The sequence below is a fragment of the Paraburkholderia sp. NMBU_R16 genome (assembly GCF_013282575.1).
Classification (GTDB): domain Bacteria; phylum Pseudomonadota; class Gammaproteobacteria; order Burkholderiales; family Burkholderiaceae; genus Trinickia.
The window spans coordinates 56284-81652 of record NZ_JAAAYE010000014.1 but is presented as its reverse complement, the minus strand read 5'-3'; the positions used below and the strand labels follow the sequence as shown (position 1 = coordinate 81652).

General features: G+C 65.3%; 13 protein-coding genes. 8 read left to right on the top strand and 5 right to left on the bottom strand.

Going from position 1 to position 25369, the window contains the following annotated elements:
- Positions 1 to 136: 136 nt before the first annotated feature.
- Genes GWC77_RS09540 through GWC77_RS09525 form a run of 4 tightly spaced genes read right to left on the bottom strand, consistent with a single transcriptional unit; the run spans position 137 to position 4891 of the window.
- Positions 137 to 874, bottom strand: coding sequence for a metallophosphoesterase (locus GWC77_RS09540; protein ID WP_173256667.1), 738 nt, complete (start codon positions 872 to 874; stop codon positions 137 to 139).
- 48 nt (positions 875 to 922) lie between these two features.
- Positions 923 to 2662 carry a cytochrome c gene (locus GWC77_RS09535; RefSeq protein ID WP_254366889.1) on the bottom strand — a complete coding sequence of 580 codons (1740 nt, stop codon included), beginning with the start codon at positions 2660 to 2662 and terminating at the stop codon, positions 923 to 925.
- A 57-nt stretch (positions 2663 to 2719) separates the two neighbouring features.
- Complete coding sequence (locus tag GWC77_RS09530) at positions 2720 to 4321, bottom strand: GMC family oxidoreductase (protein WP_173256666.1); 1602 nt, start codon at positions 4319 to 4321, stop codon at positions 2720 to 2722.
- A gap of 18 nt (positions 4322 to 4339) precedes the next feature.
- A complete protein-coding gene (locus tag GWC77_RS09525) occupies positions 4340 to 4891 on the bottom strand; it encodes a sugar dehydrogenase complex small subunit (RefSeq protein ID WP_173256665.1) in 552 nt (183 codons plus the stop codon).
- 560 nt (positions 4892 to 5451) lie between these two features.
- Here GWC77_RS09525 and GWC77_RS09520 point away from each other — a divergent pair.
- The 7 genes from GWC77_RS09520 to treY are packed head-to-tail and all read left to right on the top strand — an operon-like array spanning position 5452 to position 23914.
- A complete protein-coding gene (locus GWC77_RS09520) occupies positions 5452 to 8919 on the top strand; it encodes a maltotransferase domain-containing protein (protein WP_173256664.1) in 3468 nt (1155 codons plus the stop codon).
- Complete coding sequence (gene treS / locus GWC77_RS09515; protein ID WP_173256663.1) at positions 8909 to 12373, top strand: maltose alpha-D-glucosyltransferase; 3465 nt, start codon at positions 8909 to 8911, stop codon at positions 12371 to 12373. Before GWC77_RS09520 ends, treS begins: the two co-directional genes overlap by 11 nt.
- A 17-nt stretch (positions 12374 to 12390) precedes the next feature.
- Positions 12391 to 14634, top strand: a complete 2244-nt coding sequence (gene glgB / locus GWC77_RS09510; RefSeq protein WP_173256662.1) for a 1,4-alpha-glucan branching protein GlgB — start codon at positions 12391 to 12393, stop codon at positions 14632 to 14634.
- 53 nt (positions 14635 to 14687) lie between these two features.
- Positions 14688 to 16841 (top strand): glycogen debranching protein GlgX, encoded by a 2154-nt coding sequence (glgX, locus tag GWC77_RS09505; RefSeq protein ID WP_173256661.1) that lies wholly within the window; start codon positions 14688 to 14690, stop codon positions 16839 to 16841.
- Between the two features lie 16 nt (positions 16842 to 16857).
- Complete coding sequence (treZ, locus tag GWC77_RS09500) at positions 16858 to 18807, top strand: malto-oligosyltrehalose trehalohydrolase (protein WP_173256660.1); 1950 nt, start codon at positions 16858 to 16860, stop codon at positions 18805 to 18807.
- A gap of 8 nt (positions 18808 to 18815) precedes the next feature.
- Positions 18816 to 21032 carry a 4-alpha-glucanotransferase gene (gene malQ, locus GWC77_RS09495; RefSeq protein ID WP_173256659.1) on the top strand — a complete coding sequence of 739 codons (2217 nt, stop codon included), beginning with the start codon at positions 18816 to 18818 and terminating at the stop codon, positions 21030 to 21032.
- Positions 21029 to 23914 (top strand): malto-oligosyltrehalose synthase, encoded by a 2886-nt coding sequence (gene treY / locus GWC77_RS09490; protein WP_173256658.1) that lies wholly within the window; start codon positions 21029 to 21031, stop codon positions 23912 to 23914. Before malQ ends, treY begins: the two co-directional genes overlap by 4 nt.
- Before the next feature lie 99 nt (positions 23915 to 24013).
- Here the strand turns inward: treY and GWC77_RS09485 are convergent, their stop codons facing one another.
- Positions 24014 to 24790: a sensor histidine kinase gene (locus GWC77_RS09485; protein WP_367949028.1), complete on the bottom strand. Its 777-nt coding sequence runs from the start codon at positions 24788 to 24790 to the stop codon at positions 24014 to 24016.
- Positions 24791 to 24976: 186 nt separating this feature from the next.
- On the opposite strand from GWC77_RS09485, the gene GWC77_RS09480 reads away from it, so the two are divergent.
- Complete coding sequence (locus GWC77_RS09480; RefSeq protein WP_173256657.1) at positions 24977 to 25318, top strand: FKBP-type peptidyl-prolyl cis-trans isomerase; 342 nt, start codon at positions 24977 to 24979, stop codon at positions 25316 to 25318.
- Positions 25319 to 25369 lie beyond the last annotated feature (51 nt).

Here is a 25369-nt window from a genome sequence, read left to right as displayed (position 1 = left end):
TTGTTTCGATGACGGCTCGCGGCCCTGCCGCGGATTGCGACGCCACAATCTACCGCAACGATGGGCACCCTGCAGCGAGGCGTCGATATCTAAAGCGATGGCATCGTGCCGTCCTTAGATGCGAATCCGGGCCGAATCAGGGCAACGCCATATGAGACGCGCCTTCCGCCAAGGCGGTTTCGACCGATACGGACCATGCGCGTGGCGTCAGCGCCTCGGTGATGGTCAGTTTGCCCGTCACGGCGAATGCGCCGGTATCGATGAAGACCTGAGAGCCGATGCGCCCCATTTCGCGCATCGGCGTGTGGCCGCAATAAGTCAGCGATAAACCCGCCTGTCGCACCGGATTGCCGTTGCCAAGCGCAAGTTCACGCCCCCACAGCATTTGCTGTCTGACGCGCTCGGTGAAGACGCCCGAATCGAGGTCGAGGTCGGAGCCGAAAAATTCGGCATGCACAATATTGAAACGCCGCATCCCGGCGCCGACGACCCGCGCGAGCGGCAGCGTCCGCAAACGCCGTGCGTACTCCTTCAGCGTTTCATCCGACAAATCGTCGGCCCACTCGCCGCCAATGCCGTGCCACCAACTGCGGCGCATGCCGCCTTCCGCTACGAGACATAATGCCTCCTCATGGTTGCCGAGCACGGCATAGAACCACGGCTTGTCGAGCAGCGCGAGCGCTTCCTCCGACTGGCTGCCTCGATCGACGAGATCGCCGACAGAAAAGAGCCGGTCCCGTGTGTCGTCGAACTCGATTTCGCGCAGTAGATAGCGCAGCGCGTCCACGCAGCCATGCAGATCGCCGACGACGAAATCGCGGCCCGCCGTATTCGATTCATGCCGGCAAACCAGGGGAATGTTTTGAGTTTCCATACCGCATCTTATGCTCGTGCGCGTTGCCGCGCCCCGCAATGCCATTTTCTATTGCTGCTGCGCGCGCAATTGCGCCACGTCGCCGGCCGTCAACGTGGCGCGCGGATCGCCGAAGTGCTGCGTGACGTAGTTCACGATCGCCGCGATCTGCTCGTCGTTCAGTTGATCGCCGAAGCCGGGCATCAACACGTTTGCGTCCTTCGTCTTGCGCACCACACCATGCAGCACCACCAACGCGAGGTTGGAAGCATTATTTGCGCCCACTACGGAGTTGTGAATCAGCGACGGGTAAGCCAACGCGGCGTCACCACCGATGCCGCGGCCGCTCCAGTCGTGACAGCTCGCGCAGTTGCCGACGAAAAGCTGGGCGCCGTTCACGCCGACAGGCGACGTACCGCGTAATTGCGTTACATCGTCGGCAGGTTTGCCCCACTGGTCGCGCGGGCGGGTGTCGCCGCCAGCGATGGGCGGCACCGAATGCAAATACACGCCGATCGAGCGGAGGTCCTCGTTGGTCAGAAACTGGGTGCTGTCGGAGACCACCTCCGCCATCGGCCCTGCCGCATTGGCGCGGCCCGGCGCAACGCCGACGGACAGATAGCGCACGAGGTCGTCGTCGCTCCAGTTGCCAATACCGGCTGTCTTGTCCGGTGTGATGTTGAATGCGTGCCAACCCGCCTGCACTTCGCCCGAAAGCCGATCGCTCGTCTCCAGCCCTTGCATGAAATTGCGGGGCGTGTGGCACTCCTCGCAATGCGCGAGCCCTTCGACCAGATAGGCGCCGCGGTTCCATTGCGGGCTTTGCTTCGGATCGGGGACGAAGCGGCCCTCACGAAAATTGAAGAGTTTCCAGAAGAACAGCAACCACCGCTGATTGAACGGGAACTTGAGGTCGTTACGCGGCGGCGTGTAATGAACGGGCGTCAGCGTGTTCAGATAGGCGCGAATCGCCAATACGTCGCGTTCCGCAATACGCGTGTACTCCGTGTAAGGGAAGGCGGGATAGAGATGCTGTCCGCCCTTGCCGACCCCTTCGTGCATGGCCCGCACGAAGTCGGCGTCGGTCCACCGGCCGATGCCCGTATCGGGATCGGGTGTGATGTTCGGCGTATAGATCGTCCCGAACGGCGTGCCGATCGGCAATCCGCCCGCGTAAGGCCGGCTCTTGTCGGCCGTATGGCACGCAATGCAGTCACCCGCGCGGGCGAGATAGGCGCCGCGCTTCACCAGGTCGGCACTTTCCGCGTCGGCTTGCGTAAAGGTGGGGGCGATCGTTGCGGCATCGGCCGACGCACCTTCGGGACCCGGCGCGCCGGACGGCGATTCGGTCGGCGTCGCTGCGCTCGCCACTGCAACCGAAGCCGCCGTTATCGCCGAAGCCGAGGATGACGCCGAGCCCGCTATGTTCGACACGTTCGACACCGGCACCGCCGCGGCGGGCATGCTCGCCGTCCGCGGTTCGCTCGCCGATGCGCCAAGTGGGTTGGATACACCGGAGCTTTCAATCGCGCCGGAAGACGGCGAGGCTGCATGCACCGGCGCCGCTACCGTGCCCGAGCGTGACGAGGCGGCAAGCGCCGCATCGGGTCCTTGCGCCTGCGCGACCGAAAGCGGCAACTCATCGGCCGGCGATAGATCGGCATCGAGCGACGCGTGCCAGGCGAGATACAACGCAAATCCGCAAAACGCGGTGGCAACCGTGGCAACGCGCCGCAACCGCCGCCGCGCGCGCCTTGCCGCTTCGTGGCCCATACCGGCTGGATCGGAGCGAGGTCGCGGGTTAGTCATCGGGAGTCCCATCGGATCGGCGTGCCACGTGCCGTGCGTTCCATATGTAAACAGACCCTAGAGTTCATGCTTGAGCTTGTCCGCAAGGCGTAGCGCCAACGCGGCAATCGTCAGTGTGCAGTTGACCGATGCGGCGCTCGGCATCACGCCGCTCGTCGCGAGGAAAAGGTTCGGGTGATCGTGCGTGCGGCAATCGGCATCGACTACCGAGTCCGCCGGATCGGCGCCCATGATCGTCGTTCCCATGATGTGGTTGTTGGGCGCGAAACGATCGTCGAACGTCACTTCCGTGCCGCCGAACAGCGCCGCGATCTGCGCATACACTTCATGCGTGTGCGCGGCGCTTTTCTTCACGTACTCGCCGATGGCGTAGTAGATCTCCGGCTGCGGAATACCGAGCGCATCCTTACGGTCGGCCGACGGCACGATCCGATTGCCCGGTTCAGGCAGGATTTCGTGGAAGCTGTTGATGGTGAGCGTGCGCGATGCGCGATCGCGGATCTGCCGGTCGAGTTCGGCGCCGGTCAGCCCCGCTTGCAACAATGCGGCCGTCACCGCCATCGTCGGCACGCCGTTCGACAGGTGCAGCTTCTTGGCGGCGTACTGCGAGCGGAAAGCGCCATCCCGGAAGTTGACGACCGATGTCATTTCCATCGGCCCGCGCCCGGGCCACAACGCCTCGTTCGCAAGGAAGCTCACACCGGTGCCGGGGTGATCCATCAAATTGCGGCCGACCTGATCGGAGCGATTGCCGACTCCGTGCGGAAACTTGTCGCTCGCCGACATCAGCATCAGCTTCGGTGTCTCGATACCGTTCGCCGCCAGCACGAAGAACTTGCCCGTCACGCGCGTCGTCCCGCCCGAAGGGTCCTTGTAATGCACGGCGGAGATGAGCCCCTTGTCGTCGGCTTCTACTCGATAGACCACCGCTTGAGGCATGAGCTGAGCGCCCGCGCGCTCGGCTTTCTCGGCATGCACGATGCCGTTGTACATCGCCGCGATCGGGCAGATCGGCATGCAGTTGTTGTTGCCGCAACAGGTGGGGCGCGCGTCGTACGGTTGGCTGTTGCGCGCGACCGGTTCGGACACCACCTTGAAGGCGTTTGCGTTGAGCACTTCGGCAAACCGCGCATCCATGAACGAGAGCGGCAGCGCCGGCATCGGATAAGGCTTGGTGCGTGGCGAACCGAGATCGACCGACAGCTCGGGGCCCGACACGCCGAGCTCGACTTCAGCCGCGTAGTACCAAGGCTCCAGCGTTTCGTAGGGAAACGGCCAGTCACGGCCGACGCCGAACAGCGTCTTGAGCTTGAAATCGGAGGGCAACAGACGCCACGCAGCGGCGGCCCAGTGCCAGGTCGTGCCCCCGACGAGCCGCAGGTATTGCGATTCGTACGGATACTCTCCCTTCTGAATCAAATAGTTGTTCGGCGGCGAGTACTCCGGATGCGGTGCATAGGGCATCGACGGGTAGGGGGTCGCGAAGTCGGCCTTGGCAGGCGAGTTGCGGAAGTTCTCGACGATCTGCCAGCGAGCGAGGCGCGGCCCCGCTTCGAGGAGAATGACCGACGCGCCCGCCAACGCGAGCTGATGCGCAACGAGACTGCCTGCCACACCGGAGCCGACTACGACGACATCGGCAGAAGGGTTGTTTGCCATGTGTTGTAGTAGGTTCGGCTAAGGCTTGCGCGTCCAGTAAAACGGCACATCCCGGCAGTACGACGGCACGGTCAGCACGTCTTTGACGGGATCGAACATCAGAGCTCTTTCGTACGCGAGCACTTTCACGGTGGGCGACTCGCCGACGAGGCCGAGGTACCACGCGCGCATGATCTGGCCGACTGTCTTCGCGAGCGGCGGCTCCGCGGCCTGCAGCGCAGCCGTCACGGTATCGCGCGGCACACCGCCGTGCGATTTGAGCCACGCGTTGATTGCGGCGACGTTTTGCGCGAACGCGTTATCGGTCTTGACGAGTGCTTCGTAGATCCGCTTGCCGAGCGCGGGATCGAGCTGAGTTCTTCCGCACAGTTCCTTCGTCAGCGCGATAAACGCATCGAAACCGCCGCCCGCCGGGGGCGAGAATGCGAACGCCGAGCGGGTGCCGAACGGCAGGCCCAGCACGGTGGCGATCGATAGCGCACTCGCGAAGGCGGACGTGCCGAGCACGAACGTTCTACGGGCGAAAGCCGCCGGCGCGTTGCGGCGCCGGCTCTCTCGGGCATCTGTCATGTGGGCTCCAAGGTCTGATCGCGACCCTGCCGGCACGCGCCGGCATTGCAGGTCGCCCCCGAATCCGGTCTTGGCGCCGCCCTTGAACTGGCGGTCTTTCATTATGCGAGATCGTGCGAGATGCGCGGGCGGCGCCCACAGCGACGAAATATAGCCGTCTCGGCTGCATTCGACAATCGTCGGGTAATGCTTCGCGCATCCGGATGGGGCGAATGCGCGCCAAATCGGCATCCGATGTAAAAACGCGCCAGCGCGGCACGCCAGATTTACGCGCTCCGGCCGGCCCCGGCCGCGAGCGCCGCTCGCGGTGCGCAAAACACCTCACATCCGCGGCCAACGCGCGCATACTGGTCTCCATTGACGAATCGCGCCGACATGGCCGGGCCGTCCCGCCACCGCGGCATGCAACCTGCTTGCGTTGCTCTCGTTCGCGCGCAAGCGCCGCCGAGGTCCGGGCCGATGCCTCCCGTCCCGGCGCGCCTCGAGCGCCACCTTCTATGGCGATGCGATCGCGCGCGAGCCGCGTGCATCCACACCGCCGGACGACCTGGAATCGACCGATGGAACGACGTCAAGCGTATGCGCCGCGGATCTACTTCATTCACCCCCTTCTCGTTGGGCACCTCGACGCGTGGCCGGCCCAATTCGAGCGCGCGGCCGCGCTCGGGTTCGATCACGTCCTGATCGGCTCGCCATTCGCGCCGGACGAAGCGGGCCATCTCTATCTCGTCGCCGACCACGACCGCATTCATCCTGCGTTCGCGAGCGCGGACGATGCGAATACGGCGCTCGGGCGTCTTGCGCGCGATGCCCGCGCCAACGGTCTCGCGTTGCTCATCGATGTCGTACTCGACCGCGTCGCCGGCAACAGCGCGCTCGTGCGCGATCACGGCGAGTGGTTTCATCGTTCCGAGACCGACGAGTGGAAGCTCGATCCACGGCACGCGCCGCGGGTGGATCATGCCGCCCATGCGAACTTCGGCGACGCTCGCACCGCCGCGGAACTTGGCGCGTGGTGGAGCGAACGGCTCGCCGCGCTCGCGCACGCGGGCGTGGCGGGATTTCGTTTCGATTCGCCGCACCGGGTCAGCGCCGATGTCTGGCGCGAACTGGGCGCTGCGCTGCGTGCCCGCCAGCCCGAAACGCGCTTTCTTGCCGCAACGCCAGGCCTCGCGCGCGGCGAGCTCGCGCGTCTCGAGCGCGCGGGATTCGACAGCGTCTTCTCGTCGGTCCGATGGTGGGACTTCCGTCAAGACTGGCTCGTGGAAGAACACGCCGCGCTCTCGCGCATCGCCGCACCGATCGCTTTTCCGGAGGCGCCGTATGGTCCACGCCTCGCGAACGACTACACGGGTTCGACCGACGCGGTGGCGATCGAACGCGCCTACCGGCGCGCGATCGATGCGTGCGCCGCGCTGGGGACCGGCTGGCTCGTGCCGATGGGCTTCGAGCGCGGCATCGACGAGCCGTTTTCGTATCGTTCGGGCAGCCCCGCGGCCTACCGGGCGGCGCTCGACGCGGGCCGCTTCGATCTGAGCGAGTACATTGCGGAAACCAACCGCATGCTCCAACAGACGCCTCTGTTGGCGACGGTGGGCGAACTGCGTGCCCTTTCGAGCGCCGGCGCGCACGTGGCCGCATTGCTGCGCGGAGAATCCGCCGACTTGCGCGATGCGCGTGAGGGCGTACTGCTACTGGCCAACCCGGACCTCAGCGCGCCGGCCTTCGTCGATCCCGGGCAACTTCTCGACGGCGTGCCCGGCAACCTGACGTTGTTCAAGCCGCTCGTCCAGCCCTGCACGGCACCGGCCGAGCCGCTCGAACCGTTTACGCTGGCGCCCGGCGAAACGCGGCTTTTACGCGCCATCGCGAGCCCGCGCGTGAGCGCGCGTCATGCCACGAAACGCGCGGCGACGGCAGCCGTTACGGAAGCGATCGCGGCACCGCGTCTTGCGATCGAAAGCGTGTCGCCTTCAATCGACGGCGGCCGCTTCGTCGCAAAGCGCGTCGTGGGCGAGCCGATCGAGATCAGCGCGGCGATCTTCGGCGAAGGACACGACAAGATAGCGGCGGCTGTCATCTGGCGTGCCGCCGATGAGCTCAAGTGGCGCGAGACACGCATGGTCCCGGCCGAACCCGCGGGACTCGACCTTTGGCGTGCGCAGATCGCGCTGGGGCGCGTCGGACGCTATGAATTCACGGTGATCGCATGGCGCGACGATTTCGCCTCGCTCGTCGATCACATTCGCAAAAAACTGAAAGCCGATCAGGCCGTCGATCTCGAGCTCGAAGAAGCCCGTCATCTGCTCGCCCGCGTGCTGGCCGAGGCTCAGACAGCCGATACGGCCGACGCCGATCCGCATCGGGACCAGCATGACGCCCATGAAGCACAGCGCGATGCTGTCGCGCGCCTCAAAGAGTTGGCCCGGCGATTCGCGCAGGCCAATCCGGCGGCTCGGCTCGATATCGTGCTTTCGCCGGAGACGGAAAGCGCCATTTCGCTGGCCCGCCACCGCCCGTTTCTTTCGCGCGACCCGGTGATTTACCGCATCGACGCGGAACGGTCCGCGGCCCGCTTCGGCAGTTGGTACGAAATCTTCCCGCGCTCGATGAGCGACGATCCCACGCGTCACGGTACCTTCGACGATGTCATCGCAAAGCTGCCGCGCGTGCGTGACATGGGCTTCGACGTTCTCTACTTCCCGCCGATTCACCCGATCGGTAAAACGAATCGCAAGGGCCGCAACAATACGCTGAACGCGCAGCCGGGCGACGTGGGCAGCCCCTACGCGATAGGAGGCCCGGAAGGCGGGCACGCGGCGGTTCATCCCGAGCTCGGCACGCTCGACGACTTCAAGCGCATGCTGGCTGCCGCGCACGAACACGGCCTCGAAATCGCGCTCGACTTTGCGATCCAGTGCTCGCCCGATCACCCGTGGCTCGCCGAACATGCCTCGTGGTTCGCCTGGCGCCCCGACGGCTCGCTGCGCTACGCCGAGAATCCGCCCAAGAAGTACCAGGACATCGTGAACCCGGAGTTCTACGCGCACGACGCGAAGCCCGCATTGTGGCTCGCGCTGCGCGACATCATCAGCTTCTGGATCGATGCGGGCGTACGGATTTTTCGCGTCGACAACCCCCATACGAAGCCGTTGCCGTTCTGGGAGTGGATGATCGCCGATATCCGCGCGGCGCATCCCGATGTCATCTTCCTGTCCGAGGCATTCACGCGCCCTCGTCTTATGTACCGGTTGGCCAAGATCGGCTTTTCGCAGTCGTACACGTACTTTACGTGGCGCGAATCGAAGCGCGACTTCACCGACTATCTGACCGAACTCACGCAGACGAACGTGCGCGAATTCTTCCGCCCGCACTTTTTCGTCAATACGCCCGATATCAACCCGCGTCACCTGCAAGCGTCAGGGCGAGCGGGATTCATGATCCGGGCCGCGCTCGCGGCGACGCTCTCGGGACTATGGGGGGTGTACAGCGGGTTCGAGCTCTGCGAATCGAAGGCGCTGCCCAACAGCGAGGAGTATCTCGATTCCGAGAAGTATCAGTTGCGTGCCTGGGATTGGGACAGGCCCGGCAATATCGTCGATGTCGTCACGACACTCAATCGGATTCGCCGGGCCAACCGTGCCTTGCAGACGCACCTCGGACTCACGTTCCTCAGTGCGCACAACGAGCGCATTCTCTTTTTTGAAAAGGCGACCCCGGCGCGCGACAACGTGATCCTCGTCGCCATCTGTCTCGATCCGTTTTCGCCGCAAGAGGCGGATGTCGAGTTGCCGTGGCACACCTTCTCTCACTGGCACATGCTCGACGGGGATGCACTGGCCGTGACCGATCTCGTCAGCGGTGCACGCTTCGAATGGCGTGGCCGCCACCAGCACATCCGGATCGAGCCTGACACCCTGCCGTTCGCGATAATGCGCATCGCGCCTGCGGCGGGGCTGCCGCGCGATACGCGCGCACAGCTCGAACATGGCCGGCCCGCCGCCGCGGAGACCCATCATGAAGCGTGAAGATCATCACGTCGACCCGGCCACCGCCGAGGCCGACCGTGCCCCGGACGCGAGCCGCAAGCGCGAGCGGGCCCGCCGTCGCGCAAAGCAATCGCCACTGGCGGACGATCCGCTCTGGTACCGGGACGCGATCATCTATCAAGTGCACGTGAAGTCGTTTTTCGATGCGAACAACGACGGAGTCGGCGACTTTCCGGGCCTCATCGCCAAGCTCGATTACATTGCCGGGCTCGGCGTCGATACGATCTGGCTGCTGCCGTTCTATCCTTCTCCGCGCCGCGACGATGGCTACGACATCGCCGACTACCGCAACGTTCACCCCGATTACGGCACGCTCGCCGATGTGCGACGCTTTATCCAGGGCGCCCACGCACGCGGTATCCGTGTCGTGACCGAACTCGTCATCAACCATACGTCGGATCAGCATCCGTGGTTTCAGCGGGCGCGGCGGGCCAAACCGGGCTCGAACTATCGCAATTACTACGTCTGGTCCGATACGGACAAGAAGTACGCCGGCACGCGCGTCATTTTCATCGACACCGAGCCGTCGAACTGGACGCACGACCCGGTCGCGAACGCGTATTACTGGCACCGTTTCTATTCGCACCAGCCCGACCTGAACTTCGACAATCCCGCCGTGATGCGCGAAGTGCTGCAGGTCATGCGCTTCTGGCTCGACATGGGCATCGACGGGTTGAGGCTCGACGCCGTACCGTACCTCGTGGAACGCGAAGGTACCAACAACGAAAATCTCCCGGAGACGCATGCGATCCTGAAGCGCATTCGCGCGACGATCGATGCCGAGTACCCGAACCGGATGCTGCTTGCCGAAGCGAATCAGTGGCCCGAGGACGTGCAGGAGTACTTCGGCAATGAAGACGAATGCCACATGGCATTCAACTTCCCGCTGATGCCGCGTCTTTACATGGCGATCGCGAGCGAGGACCGATTCCCGATCACCGACATCATGCGGCAAACCCCGGAGCTGCCGCCCAGTTGCCAGTGGGCCATCTTCCTGCGCAACCACGACGAGCTCACGCTCGAAATGGTGACCGATTCCGAGCGCGACTATCTGTGGAACACCTATGCGAGCGATCGTCGCGCGCGCCTCAATCTCGGGATTCGCAGGCGGCTCGCTCCACTCATGGAACGCGATCGCCGCCGCATCGAACTCATCAATTCGCTGCTGCTGTCGATGCCGGGCACGCCCGTCATCTATTACGGCGACGAACTGGGCATGGGCGACAACATCCATCTCGGCGATCGCGATGGCGTGCGCACGCCGATGCAGTGGTCGTCCGACCGCAACGGCGGATTTTCGCGGGCCGACCCCGAGCAATTGGTACTGCCGCCGTTGATGGGTTCGCTCTATGGCTTCGACGCAGTCAATGTCGAAGCGCAAACGCGCGATCCGCACTCGCTGCTCAACTGGACACGCCGGATGCTCGCGACGCGCCGTTCGGCCCATACGTTCGGGCGCGGCGGTATCCGCTTCCTGCGGCCCGCGAATCGCAAGATTCTGGCTTACCTGCGCGAGCTCGAAGGGCAGGCGCCGATCCTTTGCGTCGCGAATCTTTCGCGCGCGCCGCAGGCCGTCGAGCTGGATCTGTCGGAGTTTGCCGGACGCGTCCCCGTCGAAATGACGGCCGATTCCGTCTTTCCGGCCATCGGACAGCTCAGCTATCTGCTGACGTTCCCGCCCTACGGCTTCCTCTGGTTCTTGCTGTGCTCGCGCGAGGACCGTCCGTCGTGGAGCCAGCCCGGTTCCGAGCAACTGCCCGAATTCGTCACGCTCGTCATTCGGTCCGAGCAGACGGGACCGACGCCCGAAAACGTGCGGCTGCTCGAATCGGAAGTGCTGCCGTCGTATCTGAGCCGTCGGCGCTGGTTCGCCTCCAAGGACCAGAAACTGAAGGCAGTCCGGCTCGCCGCCCTCACCACTATTCCCGACGCCGGTTTCGCCTTCACCGAAGTCGAAGCCGATGTGGGCAGCCATACCGAGCGCTATGTGCTGCCGCTCGGCATCACCTGGGGTTCCGATACCACCGTGCCGCTGTTCATGCAGCTCGCGCTCGCGCGTGTGCGACGTGGGCGCAACATCGGACATCTGACCGATGCGTTCGCGCTGCCGCAGTTCGCGCATGGCGTGCTGAAAAAACTGCGCGAGCGCGCCATCGTGCAGACGGTCCAAAAGAGCGAAATCCGCTTCGTGCCGACTGCACGCTTCGACGAGCTCGAGGATATCGGCGAAACCGCGGAGATCCGCTGGCTGGCCGCCGAGCAGAGCAACAGCTCGCTGATCGTGGCCGAGCGCGTCGTGCTGAAGCTCGTGCGGCGCGTCGTCGGCGGCGTTCATCCCGAAGCGGAGATGAGCCGCTATCTGACCGAAATCGGCTACGCCAACACGGCACCGCTTTACGGTGAAGTCGTGCGCGTCGATCCCGAGGGGGTGCCGCACACGCTCGTCCTCCTGCAAGGCTTCATCGAAAACCAGGGCGACGCCTGGAACTGGGCCCTCGACTATCTGCGCCGGGTCGTCGACGAACTCGCGCTCGCGGCCGAAACGGAGGAGCCGGAACAGGAAGCCGACAAGTTCGCGGCTTATTGCGGCCTCACGGGAACGATCGGGCGCCGGCTCGGCGAGCTTCACGCGGCACTCGCGGCGCCCAGCGACAACCCGGCCTTCGCGCCGGAGGCCGCCACGCACAAAGACGTGCGCGGGTGGATCGACGGCGCGCAAACGATGCTGGCGGCCGCGCTCGATGTCCTCGCCGCGGAACTCGCCAAACCCGGCGACCATCTTTCGCCCGATACACGCGCGGCAGCCGAGCACCTCGTCTCGATTCGCGCTCGGCTCACCGAGGCCATCGAGCAGCATGTTCCCGAGACGGTCGATGCGTTGCGCATTCGCGTGCACGGCGACTTCCACCTGGGGCAGGTGCTGATCGCGCAAAACGATGTCTATCTGATCGACTTCGAAGGCGAGCCCGCGCGGTCGCTCGAGGAGCGGCGTATGAAGAGAAGCCCGCTCGTCGACGTGGCCGGCCTGCTGCGCTCGCTTTCCTATGCAAGCGCCGCCGCGCAGCCGACGCTGGAAAATGCGCCGGCGCCGACCGCCGATCGCAAGCGCATGCTGTTCGAGCGCTTCCGAACGAGCGGCGAGGAAGCGTTTCTGGCCGGCTATCGCGAGGCGATCGACAAAGCGGTGAAACCGCTCGTCACCGCGGAGACGCAGGACGCCCTGCTCGATCTTTTCCTGATCGAGAAAGCCGCCTACGAGATCCGCTACGAAGCCGCCAATCGGCCGACCTGGCTGGCGCTGCCCGTGCGTGGCCTTGCCGCGCTCGCGGACCGGCTGCTCGGCGTACCGGCGTCCGGAGGCGGCAGCGGCGGCGGCAAAACCGGCGCAGCGGGTGACGACGGCCACGCCGACGGCTCGCCCGCGTCGCCTTGATTTGCTTCGGTGCCCTCATGAACGACTCCGCCTTTCCCCGCCCCTCCGGTACTCACCGCAATCCGTCGATCGGGCTCGATCCCGTCGACATCGAGGCGCTCGTGGATGCCCGCCATCCCGATCCGTTCTCACGACTCGGCATGCATTCGACGAGCGCGGGTCATGTCGTGCGCACCCTGCTGCCGGGTGCGGCGCACGTGGCCGTCGTCGAACGCGCGAGCGGCGCTCTCCTCGGCCAACTCTCCGAGATCGCCGCGGGCGGCCTCTTCGCGGGCTTCGTCGAGCGCGCCGTACCCTACAGACTGCGCATCGACTGGCATGGCGTCGAGCAGGAGATCGAGGACACCTACTCGTTCGGGCCCGTGCTCGACGAAGACGCACTGCAACGGCTCGCGCGATCGGACCCCTACGCAGTCATACAGTGCCTCGGCGCGCGGCCGTGCACGCAAGACGGCATACCCGGGGTGCGTTTTGCCGTATGGGCACCCAATGCGCGGCGTGTCTCGGTCGTCGGCGAATTCAATGCATGGGACGGCCGCCGTCACCCCATGCGGCTCAGGCACGTCGCCGGGGTATGGGAGCTCTTCGTCCCGCGCCTCTCGGCAGGCGCGACTTACAAGTACGAAATCATTGCGAGAGACGGCCATACGCTGCCGCTGAAAGCCGATCCTTGCGCCATGCAAACGGAGCGCACACCGGCAACCGCATCGGTCGTGGCCGATGTCGAGCGTATCGAGCACTTTCGCTGGACCGACGGCGCATGGATTGCGAACCGTGGATCGTTGCAAACACCCGACGCGCCGATGTCGATCTACGAGGTGCATCCCGAATCGTGGCTGCGCATCGATGAAGCAGGGCATCGCGGGCTGAACTGGTCGGAGCTCGCCGAGCGGCTGATCCCCTACGCGCTCGACATGGGCTTCACGCATGTCGAATTCCTGCCGATCGCGGAGCATCCGTTCGGCGGCTCCTGGGGCTACCAGCCGCTTTCGCCGTTCGCCCCCTCGGCCCGCTTCGGCCCGCCCGAAGGTTTCGCCGAATTCGTCAATCGCGCGCACGAAGCGGGCCTCGGCGTCATTCTCGACTGGGTCAGTGCGCATTTCCCGAACGATGCGCACGGTCTGGCAGCATTCGACGGCACCCCGCTCTACGAGCATGCCGATCCGCGCGAGGGCTACCATCAGGACTGGAACACGATGATCTACAACCTCGGTCGCAACGAGGTCAGCGCGTTCCTCATCGCTTCCGCCCTCGCCTGGCTGCTGCGCTATCACGTCGACGGATTGCGCGTGGACGCCGTGGCTTCGATGCTCTATCGCGATTATTCGCGCGCCGAAGGCCAATGGGTGCCCAATATCTACGGCGGCCGCGAAAATCTCGAAGCCATCGCGTTCCTCAAACGCGTCAATCACGAAGTGGGCTACGCACCGGGGGTACCCGGTGCGATCACCATCGCCGAGGAATCGACGGCATGGCCCGGCGTCACGGCCCGGGTCGAAGACGGCGGACTCGGCTTCAACTTCAAATGGAACATGGGTTGGATGCACGACACGCTGCACTACATGCAGGAAGACCCGGTCTATCGACGCTACCATCATCACAACATGACGTTCGGTATGGTCTACGCGTATTCCGAGCGTTTCGTACTGCCGCTTTCGCATGACGAGGTCGTACACGGCAAGGGTTCGCTGCTCGGCAAAATGCCGGGCGACCGGTGGCAGCGCTTCGCCAATCTGCGTGCCTATTTCGGCTTCATGTGGACCCATCCCGGCAAGAAGCTGCTCTTCATGGGCGGGGAGTTTGCGCAGGACACCGAGTTCGATCACGACGGCTCGCCGCGCTGGCATCTGATCGACGATCCGATGCACCGCGGCGTGCAATTGCTCGTACGCGACCTCAACCGTCTGTATGCCGCGGAGCCGGCACTGCATGCGCTCGATTCGGAGCCGGGCGGCTTCGAATGGCTCGTCGGCGACGACAGTGCGAACAGCGTGTTCGCGTACCGGCGCTGCGATGGCGCCGGCAGAGAGGTCGCCGTAGTCTGCAACTTCACGCCGGTCCCCCGTCACGGCTACCGCATCGGCATGCAGCGGGCGGGCCCGTGGCACGAGATCGTCAATACGGATGCTGACATCTACGGAGGATCGAATGTCGGTAACGGCGGAGTCGCCGTGACCGAAAACGTCGCGAGTCACGGCAAGCCTCAGTCGCTGTTGCTGACGCTGCCTCCGCTCGCGACGATCGTGCTGCGCGCAAACTGACATGAGCGGCAACCCTAGATACGAACCATACGAATCGAAAAGGATGACGGGGCATGGCGAACGCATTACCCGAGAGACTCGAGGCCGGTGCATCGTATCCGCTTGGGGCTTCGTGGGACGGCCTCGGCGTCAACTTCGCCGTGTTTTCGGCCAACGCGCAGCAAATCGATCTTTGTCTCTTCGATCCGACAGGCCATAAGGAACTCGCGCGCTACCCATTGCCCGAATGTACGGATGAGGTCTGGCACGGCTATCTTCCCGGCGCCCATCCAGGCACGGTGTACGGGTTTCGCGCGCATGGCCCCTATCATCCCTATGACGGTCATCGCTTCAACCCGTCGAAGCTGTTGCTCGATCCCTACGCGAAGAAACTCGCTGGCGCCTTTCGGTGGTCCGATGCGCTTTTCGCCTATCGCGTCCATTCGAACCGCCACGATCTGTCGATCGACCGGCGCGATTCGGCGCCGGCCATGCCCAAGTGCGTCGTCATCGACGAAGCATTCGATTGGTCGCACGATGTGCGCCCCGAAGTTCCGTGGGCCGACACGATCGTCTATGAGGCACACGTCAAAGGCCTGTCGATGACCGACGACGGCATTCGTCCCCACGAACGCGGCAGCTTCGCCGCGCTTGCCTCGCCGCGCTTGATCGACCATCTGCATAAACTCGGCATCACCACGATCGAGTTCATGCCGATCCATGCGTTTCTCGATGAGCGCTTCCTGCTCGAGCGCCGCTTGAGGAACTACTGGGGATACAACACGGCGGCCTTTTTCGCGCCGCACCCCGCCTATCTCTCCACGCGCCGGCTCAGTGAAATCCGCATCGCCGTGCGGCAATTTCATGCCGCGGGCATCGAAGTGATACTCGACGTGGTCTACAACCACACGTGCGAAGGCAACGAGCTTGGGCCGACCGTCTGCTGGCGCGGTCTCGACAATGCGAGCTACTACCGTCTGATCCCCGGCGACGAGCGTCATTACATCAACGATACGGGCTGCGGCAATACGCTGAACCTCTCGCATCCGCGCGTGCTGCAGATGGTCATGGATTCGCTGCGGTACTGGGTGAATGCCTATCACGTCGATGGCTTTCGTTTCGACCTCGGTGTGACGCTCGGCCGCGAAGGCACAGGTTTCGATCCCGGCTCCGGATTTTTCGACGTGATTCGCCAGGACCCGATACTCTCGCAACGCAAGCTGATTTCCGAGCCTTGGGATGTGGGACCGGGCGGCTACCAGGTCGGCCGGCATCCACCGGGCTTTGCCGAATGGAACGATAAGTTCCGCGACTGCGTACGGCGCTTCTGGCGCGGCGATTCGAATATGCGCGCCGAGCTTGCCGCGCGCATCGCAGGTTCGGCCGAGCTGTTCGATCATCGCTTCAGGCGGCCATGGGCGTCGGTCAACTATCTCGCGTCGCACGACGGTTTCACGCTGGCCGACCTCGTCTCATACGAGCAAAAGCACAACGAAGCCAATGGCGAAAACAACGCCGACGGGCACAACGAAAACTGCAGCGCGAACTGGGGTGCCGAAGGCCCGACCGACGATGCCGCGATCGTTGCCACGCGCGCTCGCGTCACGCGTTCCATGCTGGCGACGCTCTTCACCTCGCTCGGCACGCCGATGCTTTCGGCCGGCGACGAATTCGGGCGCACGCAAGGCGGCAACAACAATGCGTATTGTCAGGACAACGAAATTTCCTGGCTCGACTGGCACGCCGCCGAAACCGGCGATGGCCAGGCGCTCGTAGCGTTCGTCGCGCGGCTCGTCGCGCTGCGCAAGCGCCACCCGCTGCTGCGCTCAAAGCGGTTTCTACACGGCGCAGACGATGTGTTGCCCGACATCAAGGACGTCGGCTGGTTCGACGAGCGCGGCCAACCACTGACGGACGAAGCGTGGCAGGACCCCGAGGGTCGGGCGCTCACGCTGCGCCGTGCAGGAGCGGGCACGACGGGTGAGATCGAAGTGCTGTTGCTGATGCTCAACGGGGGCCCGATGCCGCTCGCGTTTACGCCGCCCGCGCCCGCTCTGGAATGGAACGTGCTGATCGATAGTACGGAGCCGGAGGTTCCCTCGCATCGCCTCGAAGGCGAAACGCTCGTTCTCGGCGAACACGGGTTTGCCGTTCTTTGCGCGCAGCCACCGCAAGCCGGTCCATCGGCCGCGCACGATAGCACCGCAGCGGTCGACACTCATCGCTGAAGAAAGGATCAGTCTCATGCACGAACATCCGTTCGACCGCGCCGTCCGACACGCGCACTGTCTGCCCTTCGGCGCGCACCTGCTGGATACCGCACCGGGCGCGCAGCCGCGTACCCGTTTTCGCTTTTGGGCACCGGCATGCAAGGCAGTGCGGGTTGAAATCGAATACAACGCGTCGACGGATCTCGTCGACATGCATGCGACCGGCAACGGATGGTTCGAGGCGCAGGCGGCGTGCGGGGCGGGCGCGCGATATCGCTATCTGATCGACAATGACCACGGCGTCGGCCGCCTCGCTGTACCGGACCCGGCCTCGCGCTTTCAACCGGAAGACGTGCACGGTCCGAGCGAGGTCATCGCGCCGCGCGCCTACGCATGGCAACACGCCGAATGGCAAGGCCGGCCCTGGGCGGAAACGGTCATCTACGAGATGCACGTCGGCGCGCTGGGCGGCTACGCGAGTATCGCCAAGCGCCTGCCGCGGCTGGCCGAACTCGGGATCACGGCCATCGAACTGATGCCGCTCAACGATTTTCCCGGCCACCGCAACTGGGGATACGACGGCGTGCTGCCGTTCGCGCCCGATTCGTCCTACGGACGCCCGGAAGACCTCAAGGCGCTGATCGATGCAGCGCATGGTCACGGCCTCGCCGTCTTCCTCGATGTCGTCTACAACCACTTCGGTCCCGAAGGCAACTATCTGCCCCACTATGCGCCGCCGTTCTTTCGCAGCGACGTCAAAACGCCCTGGGGCGCCGCGATCGACTTCGCTCGCATGGAAGTGAGCGAGTTCTTTTGTCAGAACGCGCTCTACTGGCTGCACGAATATCGGTTCGACGGCCTGCGCTTCGATGCCGTGCATGCCATCGACAACGACGAGTGGCTGCGCGAGTTGGGCGAACGCGTGCGCCGCTCGATCGAGCCCGGTCGCCACGTCCATCTCGTGCTCGAGAACGAGCACAACACGGCAAGCCTGCTGGACCGTCCGTTCGATGCCCAATGGAACGACGATGCTCACAACGCGCTGCACGTACTGTTGACCGGCGAGCACGAGGGCTACTACCGCGCCTACGCCGACAAGCCGATCGAGAAGCTCGCGCGCGTGCTGGCCGAAGGTTTCGCCTACCAGGGCGAGCCCTCGCCCATCCACGATGGCGCGCCGCGTGGCGAACCGAGCGCGCATCTGTCGCCCACCTCGTTCGTGATGTTCTTGCAGAATCACGATCAGGTCGGCAATCGCGCCTTCGGCGAGCGTCTGCGCACGTTGTGCGCGCCGCAGGCGCTGCTCGCGGCAAGCGCGCTCATGCTGCTCGCGCCGCAAATTCCGCTGATTTTCATGGAGGAAGAATCGGGCTCCACGCAACCGTTCTTCTATTTCACCGATTACGCGGGTGAACTCGCCGACGCGGTACGCGAAGGGCGGCGGCAGGAGTTCGCGAAGTTCGCCGCATTCAGCGATCCGGAACGGCGCGCCCGCATTCCCGATCCGAATGCCGCGCAGACGTTCGCCCTGTCTTCGCCGCCGGCACCGGACGATGTCTGCGAGGCCCAAACGGCACCGCGCACGAGCGCCGTGGGCGAACACGACGCCTGGTTGCACTTCTATCGCTCCGCGCTGGCGGTGCGCGCCAAACTGATCGCGCCGCGCATTGCGCATTCGCGTGCGCTCGGCGCATCGGTATTGAAAATGCCAAGCGGACTCGACGCCAATGCGCTCGTCGCGCGCTGGCGGCTCGCCGACGGCGAGATCTTGTCGATCGCCCTCAATCTCACGCCCGATCCGCTGCCGTTTCCCGAACGGCCCGACGGGATGGTCGTTTTCGAAACTCCGCCGCGCACGCGCGATGCCGTGGACGCCGGGGAACTGCCGCCGTACGCCTGCATCGCCTGGCTGACCGGCGACGTCAACAGCTATGCGTTGCGGCACGATGCGCGCGCCGTCGACACGCAGCGGCGCGACACGTGAGCGCGATCATGGCAAAGGCCCCGCCCAACCGATCGGAACACGACGCGATCGAGCGCCTCGCCACCCGCGCCGGCTTCAAAGTGCGATGGAAGGACGCCCACGGCCACGAGCATCGCGTGCCGCACGACACGCTCGCCACGCTCCTCGATGCTCTAGGGCTGCCCTGCCGCACGCGCCGCGAAGCGCAAGCGAGCCTTGCCACGCTGGATGCGGAGCAAACCGCGCACACGTTGCCGCAGCTCGTCACCGCCGAATGCGGCCACGCCATCGCGTTGCCCGCACACGGCGTAAAGCCGACCAGCCGATATCGGATCGAGCTCGAAGGCGGCGAATCGATCGAAGGGCGTCTCGGCACCCCGAGCGGCGAAACGGCACTGCTCGTCCCAGTCTCGCAGCCCGGCTATCACACGCTTTGCGTCGATGATCGTTGCGTGCAGCTGGCCGTCGCGCCCAGCCGTTGCCATACCGTGACCGACGCGTGCCGCGCAGCCGGCATCGAGGCCGCGCGCCCCGCGCTGTGGGGTATCGCGGCGCAGTTGTACGGTCTGCGCCGCGACGGGGACGGCGGCATCGGCGACTACTCCGCGCTTGCCGCGTTTGCGATCGAGAGTGCGCGCCGCGGCGCGCACGCATTGGCCATCAGCCCGACGCATGCGATGTTCAGCGCGGCACCGGCCAAGTTCAGTCCGTACTCCCCGTCGTCACGCCTCTTTCTGAACGTCGCGCATATCGATCCCGCGGCCGTGCTCGGGCGCGATGCTGCCCAGAGCGCGCTGCAGACCGTCGGAGCGACGCAGGCGTGGGCGGCCCTGGAGGCCGAGCCGCTCGTCGATTGGCCGAATGCCGTGGGGCTGCGGCTCATCGTGCTGCGGGCGCTGTTCGAGCGGTTCTGTCTGCGCGATCGGGCCGGCAGCTCACCGAATGCAGCCGACTTCGAGGCGTTTTGCGCGCGCGGCGGACAGCCGCTGGAGGACCACGCGCGTTTCGAAGCGATCGATGCGTTGGAGCGCAACCGCCACGGCCACGATCACTGGCGCGATTGGCCAGTCGATTTGAGGCATCCGCGCAGTTCGCAAACCGAAGCCTTCGCACGCGAGCAGCGGCAAGAAATCGACTTTCACCTGTTCCTGCAGTGGCTGGCCGCCAAAGGACTCGACCACGCGCAACATGCCGCGCGCGATGCCGGGATGGCGATCGGCCTGATCGCCGACCTCGCCGTCGGCTGCGATGGCGCCGGCAGCCATGCGTGGTCGTATCGGGACGAGATGCTGCAAGGCGTTTCCGTCGGTGCGCCTCCCGATCTATTCAATCAGGCAGGCCAAGCGTGGGGGCTGACCACGTTTTCACCGCGCGCCATGAGCAAACAAGGCTACGCCGCATTCATCGACATGCTGCGCGCCGCCTTCGCGCATTCGGGCGGCCTGCGCATCGACCACGTGCTCGGACTCAAACGGCTATGGCTCGTGCCGGAGGGCGCGCGGGCAGCCGACGGCGCGTACCTGGCCTATCCCTTCGACGACCTGCTGCGGCTCATCGCGCTCGAATCGTGGCGGCATCATGCCGTCGTGATCGGCGAGGACCTCGGCACCGTGCCGGCCGGCTTCCGCGATCGTCTCGCGCATCACGGCATGCTGGGCATGCGCGTGCTCTGGTTCGAGCGAACTGCCGACGGCAGCGGCTTTGCCGCGCCCGGGCAATGGGATGACCGGGCGCTCGCCACCACGACCACGCACGATCTACCCACGATCGCGGGGTGGTGGCAAGGTCACGATATCGACTGGCGCCACCGTATCGGACAAACGGCGGCGCGACCGGATCGCCGAGACCCTGTCGCGCTTGCAAAGGCGGAACGCGCTGCCGATCGCGATGCCCTCTGGCGCGCGCTCCAGCAAGCGGGCATTGCCCCGCGCGCCGTCGACGCACCCCCGCCGGAGCAGCCGCCCATCGACGAAGCGCTGGCCTACGTGTGCGCCACGCCGGCACCGCTCGTCGTCTATCCGCTCGAAGACCTCATGGGTCTCGCCGAGCAACCCAATCTGCCCGGTTCCGTGGATGAACATCCGAACTGGCGGCGCCGTCTCGCGGTATCGATCGATGCGCTCTTCGCCGACGACGATTTCAACGACAGGCTACGCGCGATCGCCCATGCGCGCCCGCGCAACACCGGCAACGCCGGCACGGCGCCGCCCGCGCAAGCGCCGGACAGGGCGTCCCGCCGATCATGACGCTGCCGCGCTCCACGCTTCGGTTGCAGCTGCACCGCGAATTCACGTTCGACGATGCGGCCGCCAACGCCGACTACTTCGCGGCACTCGGTGTCAGCCACCTTTACCTGTCTCCGCTGACGATGGCCGCGCGCGGCTCGATGCATGGCTACGACGTAGTGGACTACGGCATCGTCAATCCGGAGCTCGGCGGCGAAGCCGCGCTAAAGCGCCTAGCCGATGTGCTGCGCGCACGGCAAATGGGCATCGTCGCCGATATCGTGCCCAATCACATGGGCATCTGGCAGGCGGGCAACGGATGGTGGCTCGATGTGCTCCAGTGGGGTCGCCACAGCACCTACGCACGGCACTTCGACATCGACTGGCACTCGCCGGATCCGGCCCTGCGCGGCAAGGTCCTCGCTCCGTGCCTCGGCGCGCAATATGGCGCGGAGCTCGCCGCTGGCCGCATTACGCTCGTGTTCGATGCCCAGCACGCGCGCTTCGCCGCACGCTATGCGGAGCATGTCTTTCCAATTTGCCCCGTCGACTACGCGGCGATCCTGCGGGGCGGGGCAACCGCGGAAACCGAGCTCGACCCGGCGCTGGCTACGATCGCCGAACGCTTCGACAACCTCACGCCGCAGCCGGAGGACCGCACCCGCGCATCGAGCGCGCTCGATGCCTTGCGAGGCTATGTCGCCACGCACGGCACGCAGGCAATCGAGAACGCGCTCGCCGCCTATGGCCCGCATGCGGGGGCCTCGCGCGAGCGCCTGCATCGGCTGCTCGATCGCCAGTTCTATCGCCTCGCCTGGTGGCGCACGGCCGCCGACGAAATCAATTGGCGGCGCTTTTTCGATATCGGCTCGCTCGCCGCCGTTCGTACCGAACGCGCGGAAGTCTTCGAGGCAGCGCACGCGCTCATCCTGCGGCTTTATACCGAGGGCATCATCGACGGTGTACGCATCGATCACATCGATGGCCTCGTCGATCCACGCGACTATTGCCACCGCTTGCGCGAGCGCTTCGCTCAACGACAGGGGCAACGCCCACCCCAGCTCGGCGATGCGCGCGCATATCTGATCGTCGAGAAAATCCTGGCGGCAGGCGAAACGCTGCCTGTCGACTGGGACGCCGACGGCACGACCGGCTACGACTTCATGGATCAGATCGGTGCACTGCTGCACGACCCCAACGGCGAAGCGCCGCTCACTGCCGCGTGGAACGACCTCGCCGGCAGCGAAACCTCGTTCGTCGAGACAGCGCGTGCAGCCCGTCGAAAGATTCTTGCCGAGAACCTCTCGGCCGAGCTCGATCGCGCAAGCCGTGCCCTGCACCGGTTGGCACGCGAGCACCCCACCACGCGCGATTTCACGTTCACCGCGATCCGGCGCGCGTTGACCGAGCTGGCCGTGCATTTTCCGGTCTACCGGATCTATCCGAATAACGGCGTCCGGACGGAGGACGACGAACCGTATTTTCAAGCCGCGCTGGACGGCGCGCGCGCATCGCTGCCGGCAAGCTACTCGGCCGTACTCGATCAGATCGATCGATGGCTCGGCCGACACGATGCACGCGACGAGCAGGCGGAAGCTTCGAACGCGGGCGCCGGCGCGGCGGGCCGCGAACGCCGCACAGCCTGCGCCTATTTCACGCAACTGAGCGCGCCGCTGGCCGCCAAGGCCGTCGAAGACACGGCGTTTTACCGCTATGGACGGCTATTGTCGCGCAACGAGGTCGGCGCCGACCCCGGCGTATTCGCGTTGACGGTCGAGCAATTCCATGCGGCGAACCTCGAGCGTGCGCAGCGCTTCCCGCACGGTCTCGTCACCACTGCCACACATGACCACAAGCGCGGCGAGGATGTACGCGCGCGGCTCGCCGTGCTCAGCGAAATCGCGACCGAGTGGTGCGCCGTGCAGCGTGCGTGGTCGGCGCTCAACGCGCCGCATCGACGTACCGCGACAGGGGAACTGGCCGCCGATGCGGCCGCGCCTGGAGCGGCCGCATCGCGCGACTGGGCGCCCGGCGCATGCGCCGAGGCGATGCTCTATCAGACGCTCGTGGGCTGTTGGCCGCTCGATCTCGACCCGTCCGACGCGCGGGGCGTCGAGGCCTTCGCCGAGCGGGTGGCCACGTGGCAACTGAAAGCCCTGCGCGAGGCGAAGCTGCGCACGAGCTGGCAGGCGCCCGATCTCGCCTACGAAGCAGCTTCGCGCGCATTTCTCTTCGATATCCTCGCTCCGCAGCGCCGCGATGGCTTCTTGAACGAGCTTGCCGTGTTCGTCGCGCGTATCGCGCCTGCGGGAGCCGTGAACAGTTTGTTGCAAACCATCGTGCGCATTGCATCGCCGGGCGTCCCCGACCTTTACCAGGGCACCGAACTTTGGGATTTCAGCCTCGTCGATCCCGACAATCGCCGGCCCGTCGACTTTGAGGCACGCCGTGCCGCACTCGCGGATACGCCACCGAGCGAACGACTTGGCACGTGGCGCGATGCGCGCGTCAAGCTCGGTATCGTTCATCGCGCGCTGGCGCTGCGTGCCGTCTCGCCGGCGCTTTTTCTCGCGGGTGCCTATTTACCGTTGCGCGTGCACGGTAGCGGCGCGCGCAACGTGGTTGCATTCGCGCGCCGGCACGGTGATGCATATGCCATCGTCGTCGGGACCCGGCTCGCCGCCGCGCTGCTTTCGCCGCAACGCGACCTGCCGCTCGTCGAGCCGTCGCGGTGGGAGGATACGTCGATCGAGTTGCCGCTCGCGCTCGCCGGCCGTGCACTATTCGACTGGTTGAGCCCCGCGGCGCCGAAGGTGGGCGACGACGGCCGCCTCTTCGTGCGCGAGGTGCTGAGCGCATTGCCCGTTGCATTGCTCGTCGAGGAAGGCGTGCCGGGGCGATGACATCCCGAAGAAATATGCGCTGCGCCGTGCGTCTGCGCGTTGCGCGTTGCGCGTTTCGTCAGGAGATAACGGCGATCTGACGTACATCCCCGCGGTCGGTCAGACCGCGATCAGCGGAACGCGCAACGAAAGCCGAGATATTTCGCCATTACCGGCGCCGCTCTGCTCGAACGTGCCGCCATGCGCGATCGCCACGCGCTGAGGCAGCGCGAGCACCCAGGCAACGCGGCCTGCCTCGCGCGGCAGCAACACCTGTTTGCGCGCGAACGGTTCGAATGCGTGCGGCAATTCCGCATCCGTCAGCGCAGGTGCGTTGATCGTATGACTGACTTCGGTGCGCCAAAAGCCGCCGTCGATACTGCTTTGGAGCGTCACGGCCGCGCCGGGCGCACTGCCTTCGACGCCGAACGCGAGCATCACCCATATGGCTTGCAGCAGGCGCTCCTTGTCACCATCGCATTGCTCGCTGTCGAGCGGCGAATCGAAACTGAACGACACGCCTCTCGCCTCGGCAAGCGAGCGCCTGAGCTCGTCGAGGGAGCGCTCGAGCACCGGGCGCAATTGGAAAGCGGCACGCTCGATCGGCAACGCTTTCGTCTCGGCGCGCGTACCGTCGACAGCGTGTTCGAGCAGCTTGACTTGTTGTTCGACACCGGAACGGATTCCCGCGAGGGCGCGCAGCCCAGCCGGATCGTTCGGATCGATCTTGCGTTCGAGCACATAAGCCCAGCTATGAATCGCGTTCAGCGGGCTGCGCAGATCGTGAGACACGATCGACAGTACATGGTCGCGCATGAACAGCGCCGTCTCCGCGCGCATGCGCGCGAAGCGTTCATCGGATGTGGCAGCGGCAACGGCATTGAAAGACGTCGACACGATCGGCCTCTGGATGGATGAGTGTCCGGTTGCCCCGCGTTTCGCGCCCCTGCGCGGCACGGTCGCGAAATCTGCGTCGGCGACTCGCGAAGGACCCGGGCATGTTGGGAAACCACATTATAGGCACCTTGCCTGACGGCAAGCGCCTACAATGGCGGTTTCCATTGCGATTCAAGGAGCAATCTCATGTCGAGCGTGACCACCGCGTCGGGCCTCCAATATGAAGACCTGACCGAAGGCAGCGGCGCCGAAGCCACGGCCGGCCGTACCGTCAGCGTCCATTACACGGGCTGGCTGACCGACGGACAGAAGTTCGATTCGAGCAAGGACCGCAACGACCCGTTCGCATTCGTACTCGGCGGCGGAATGGTCATCAAGGGCTGGGACGAGGGCGTGCAAGGCATGAAGGTCGGCGGGGTCAGACGCCTGACGATTCCGCCGCAGCTCGGTTACGGTGCACGCGGCGCCGGCGGAGTCATTCCGCCCAATGCAACGCTCGTGTTCGAAGTGGAATTGCTGGACGTCTGATCGACGGTCCATTCGTCGGGATTCCTATCGATCCCGATCTGGCCATCGCAC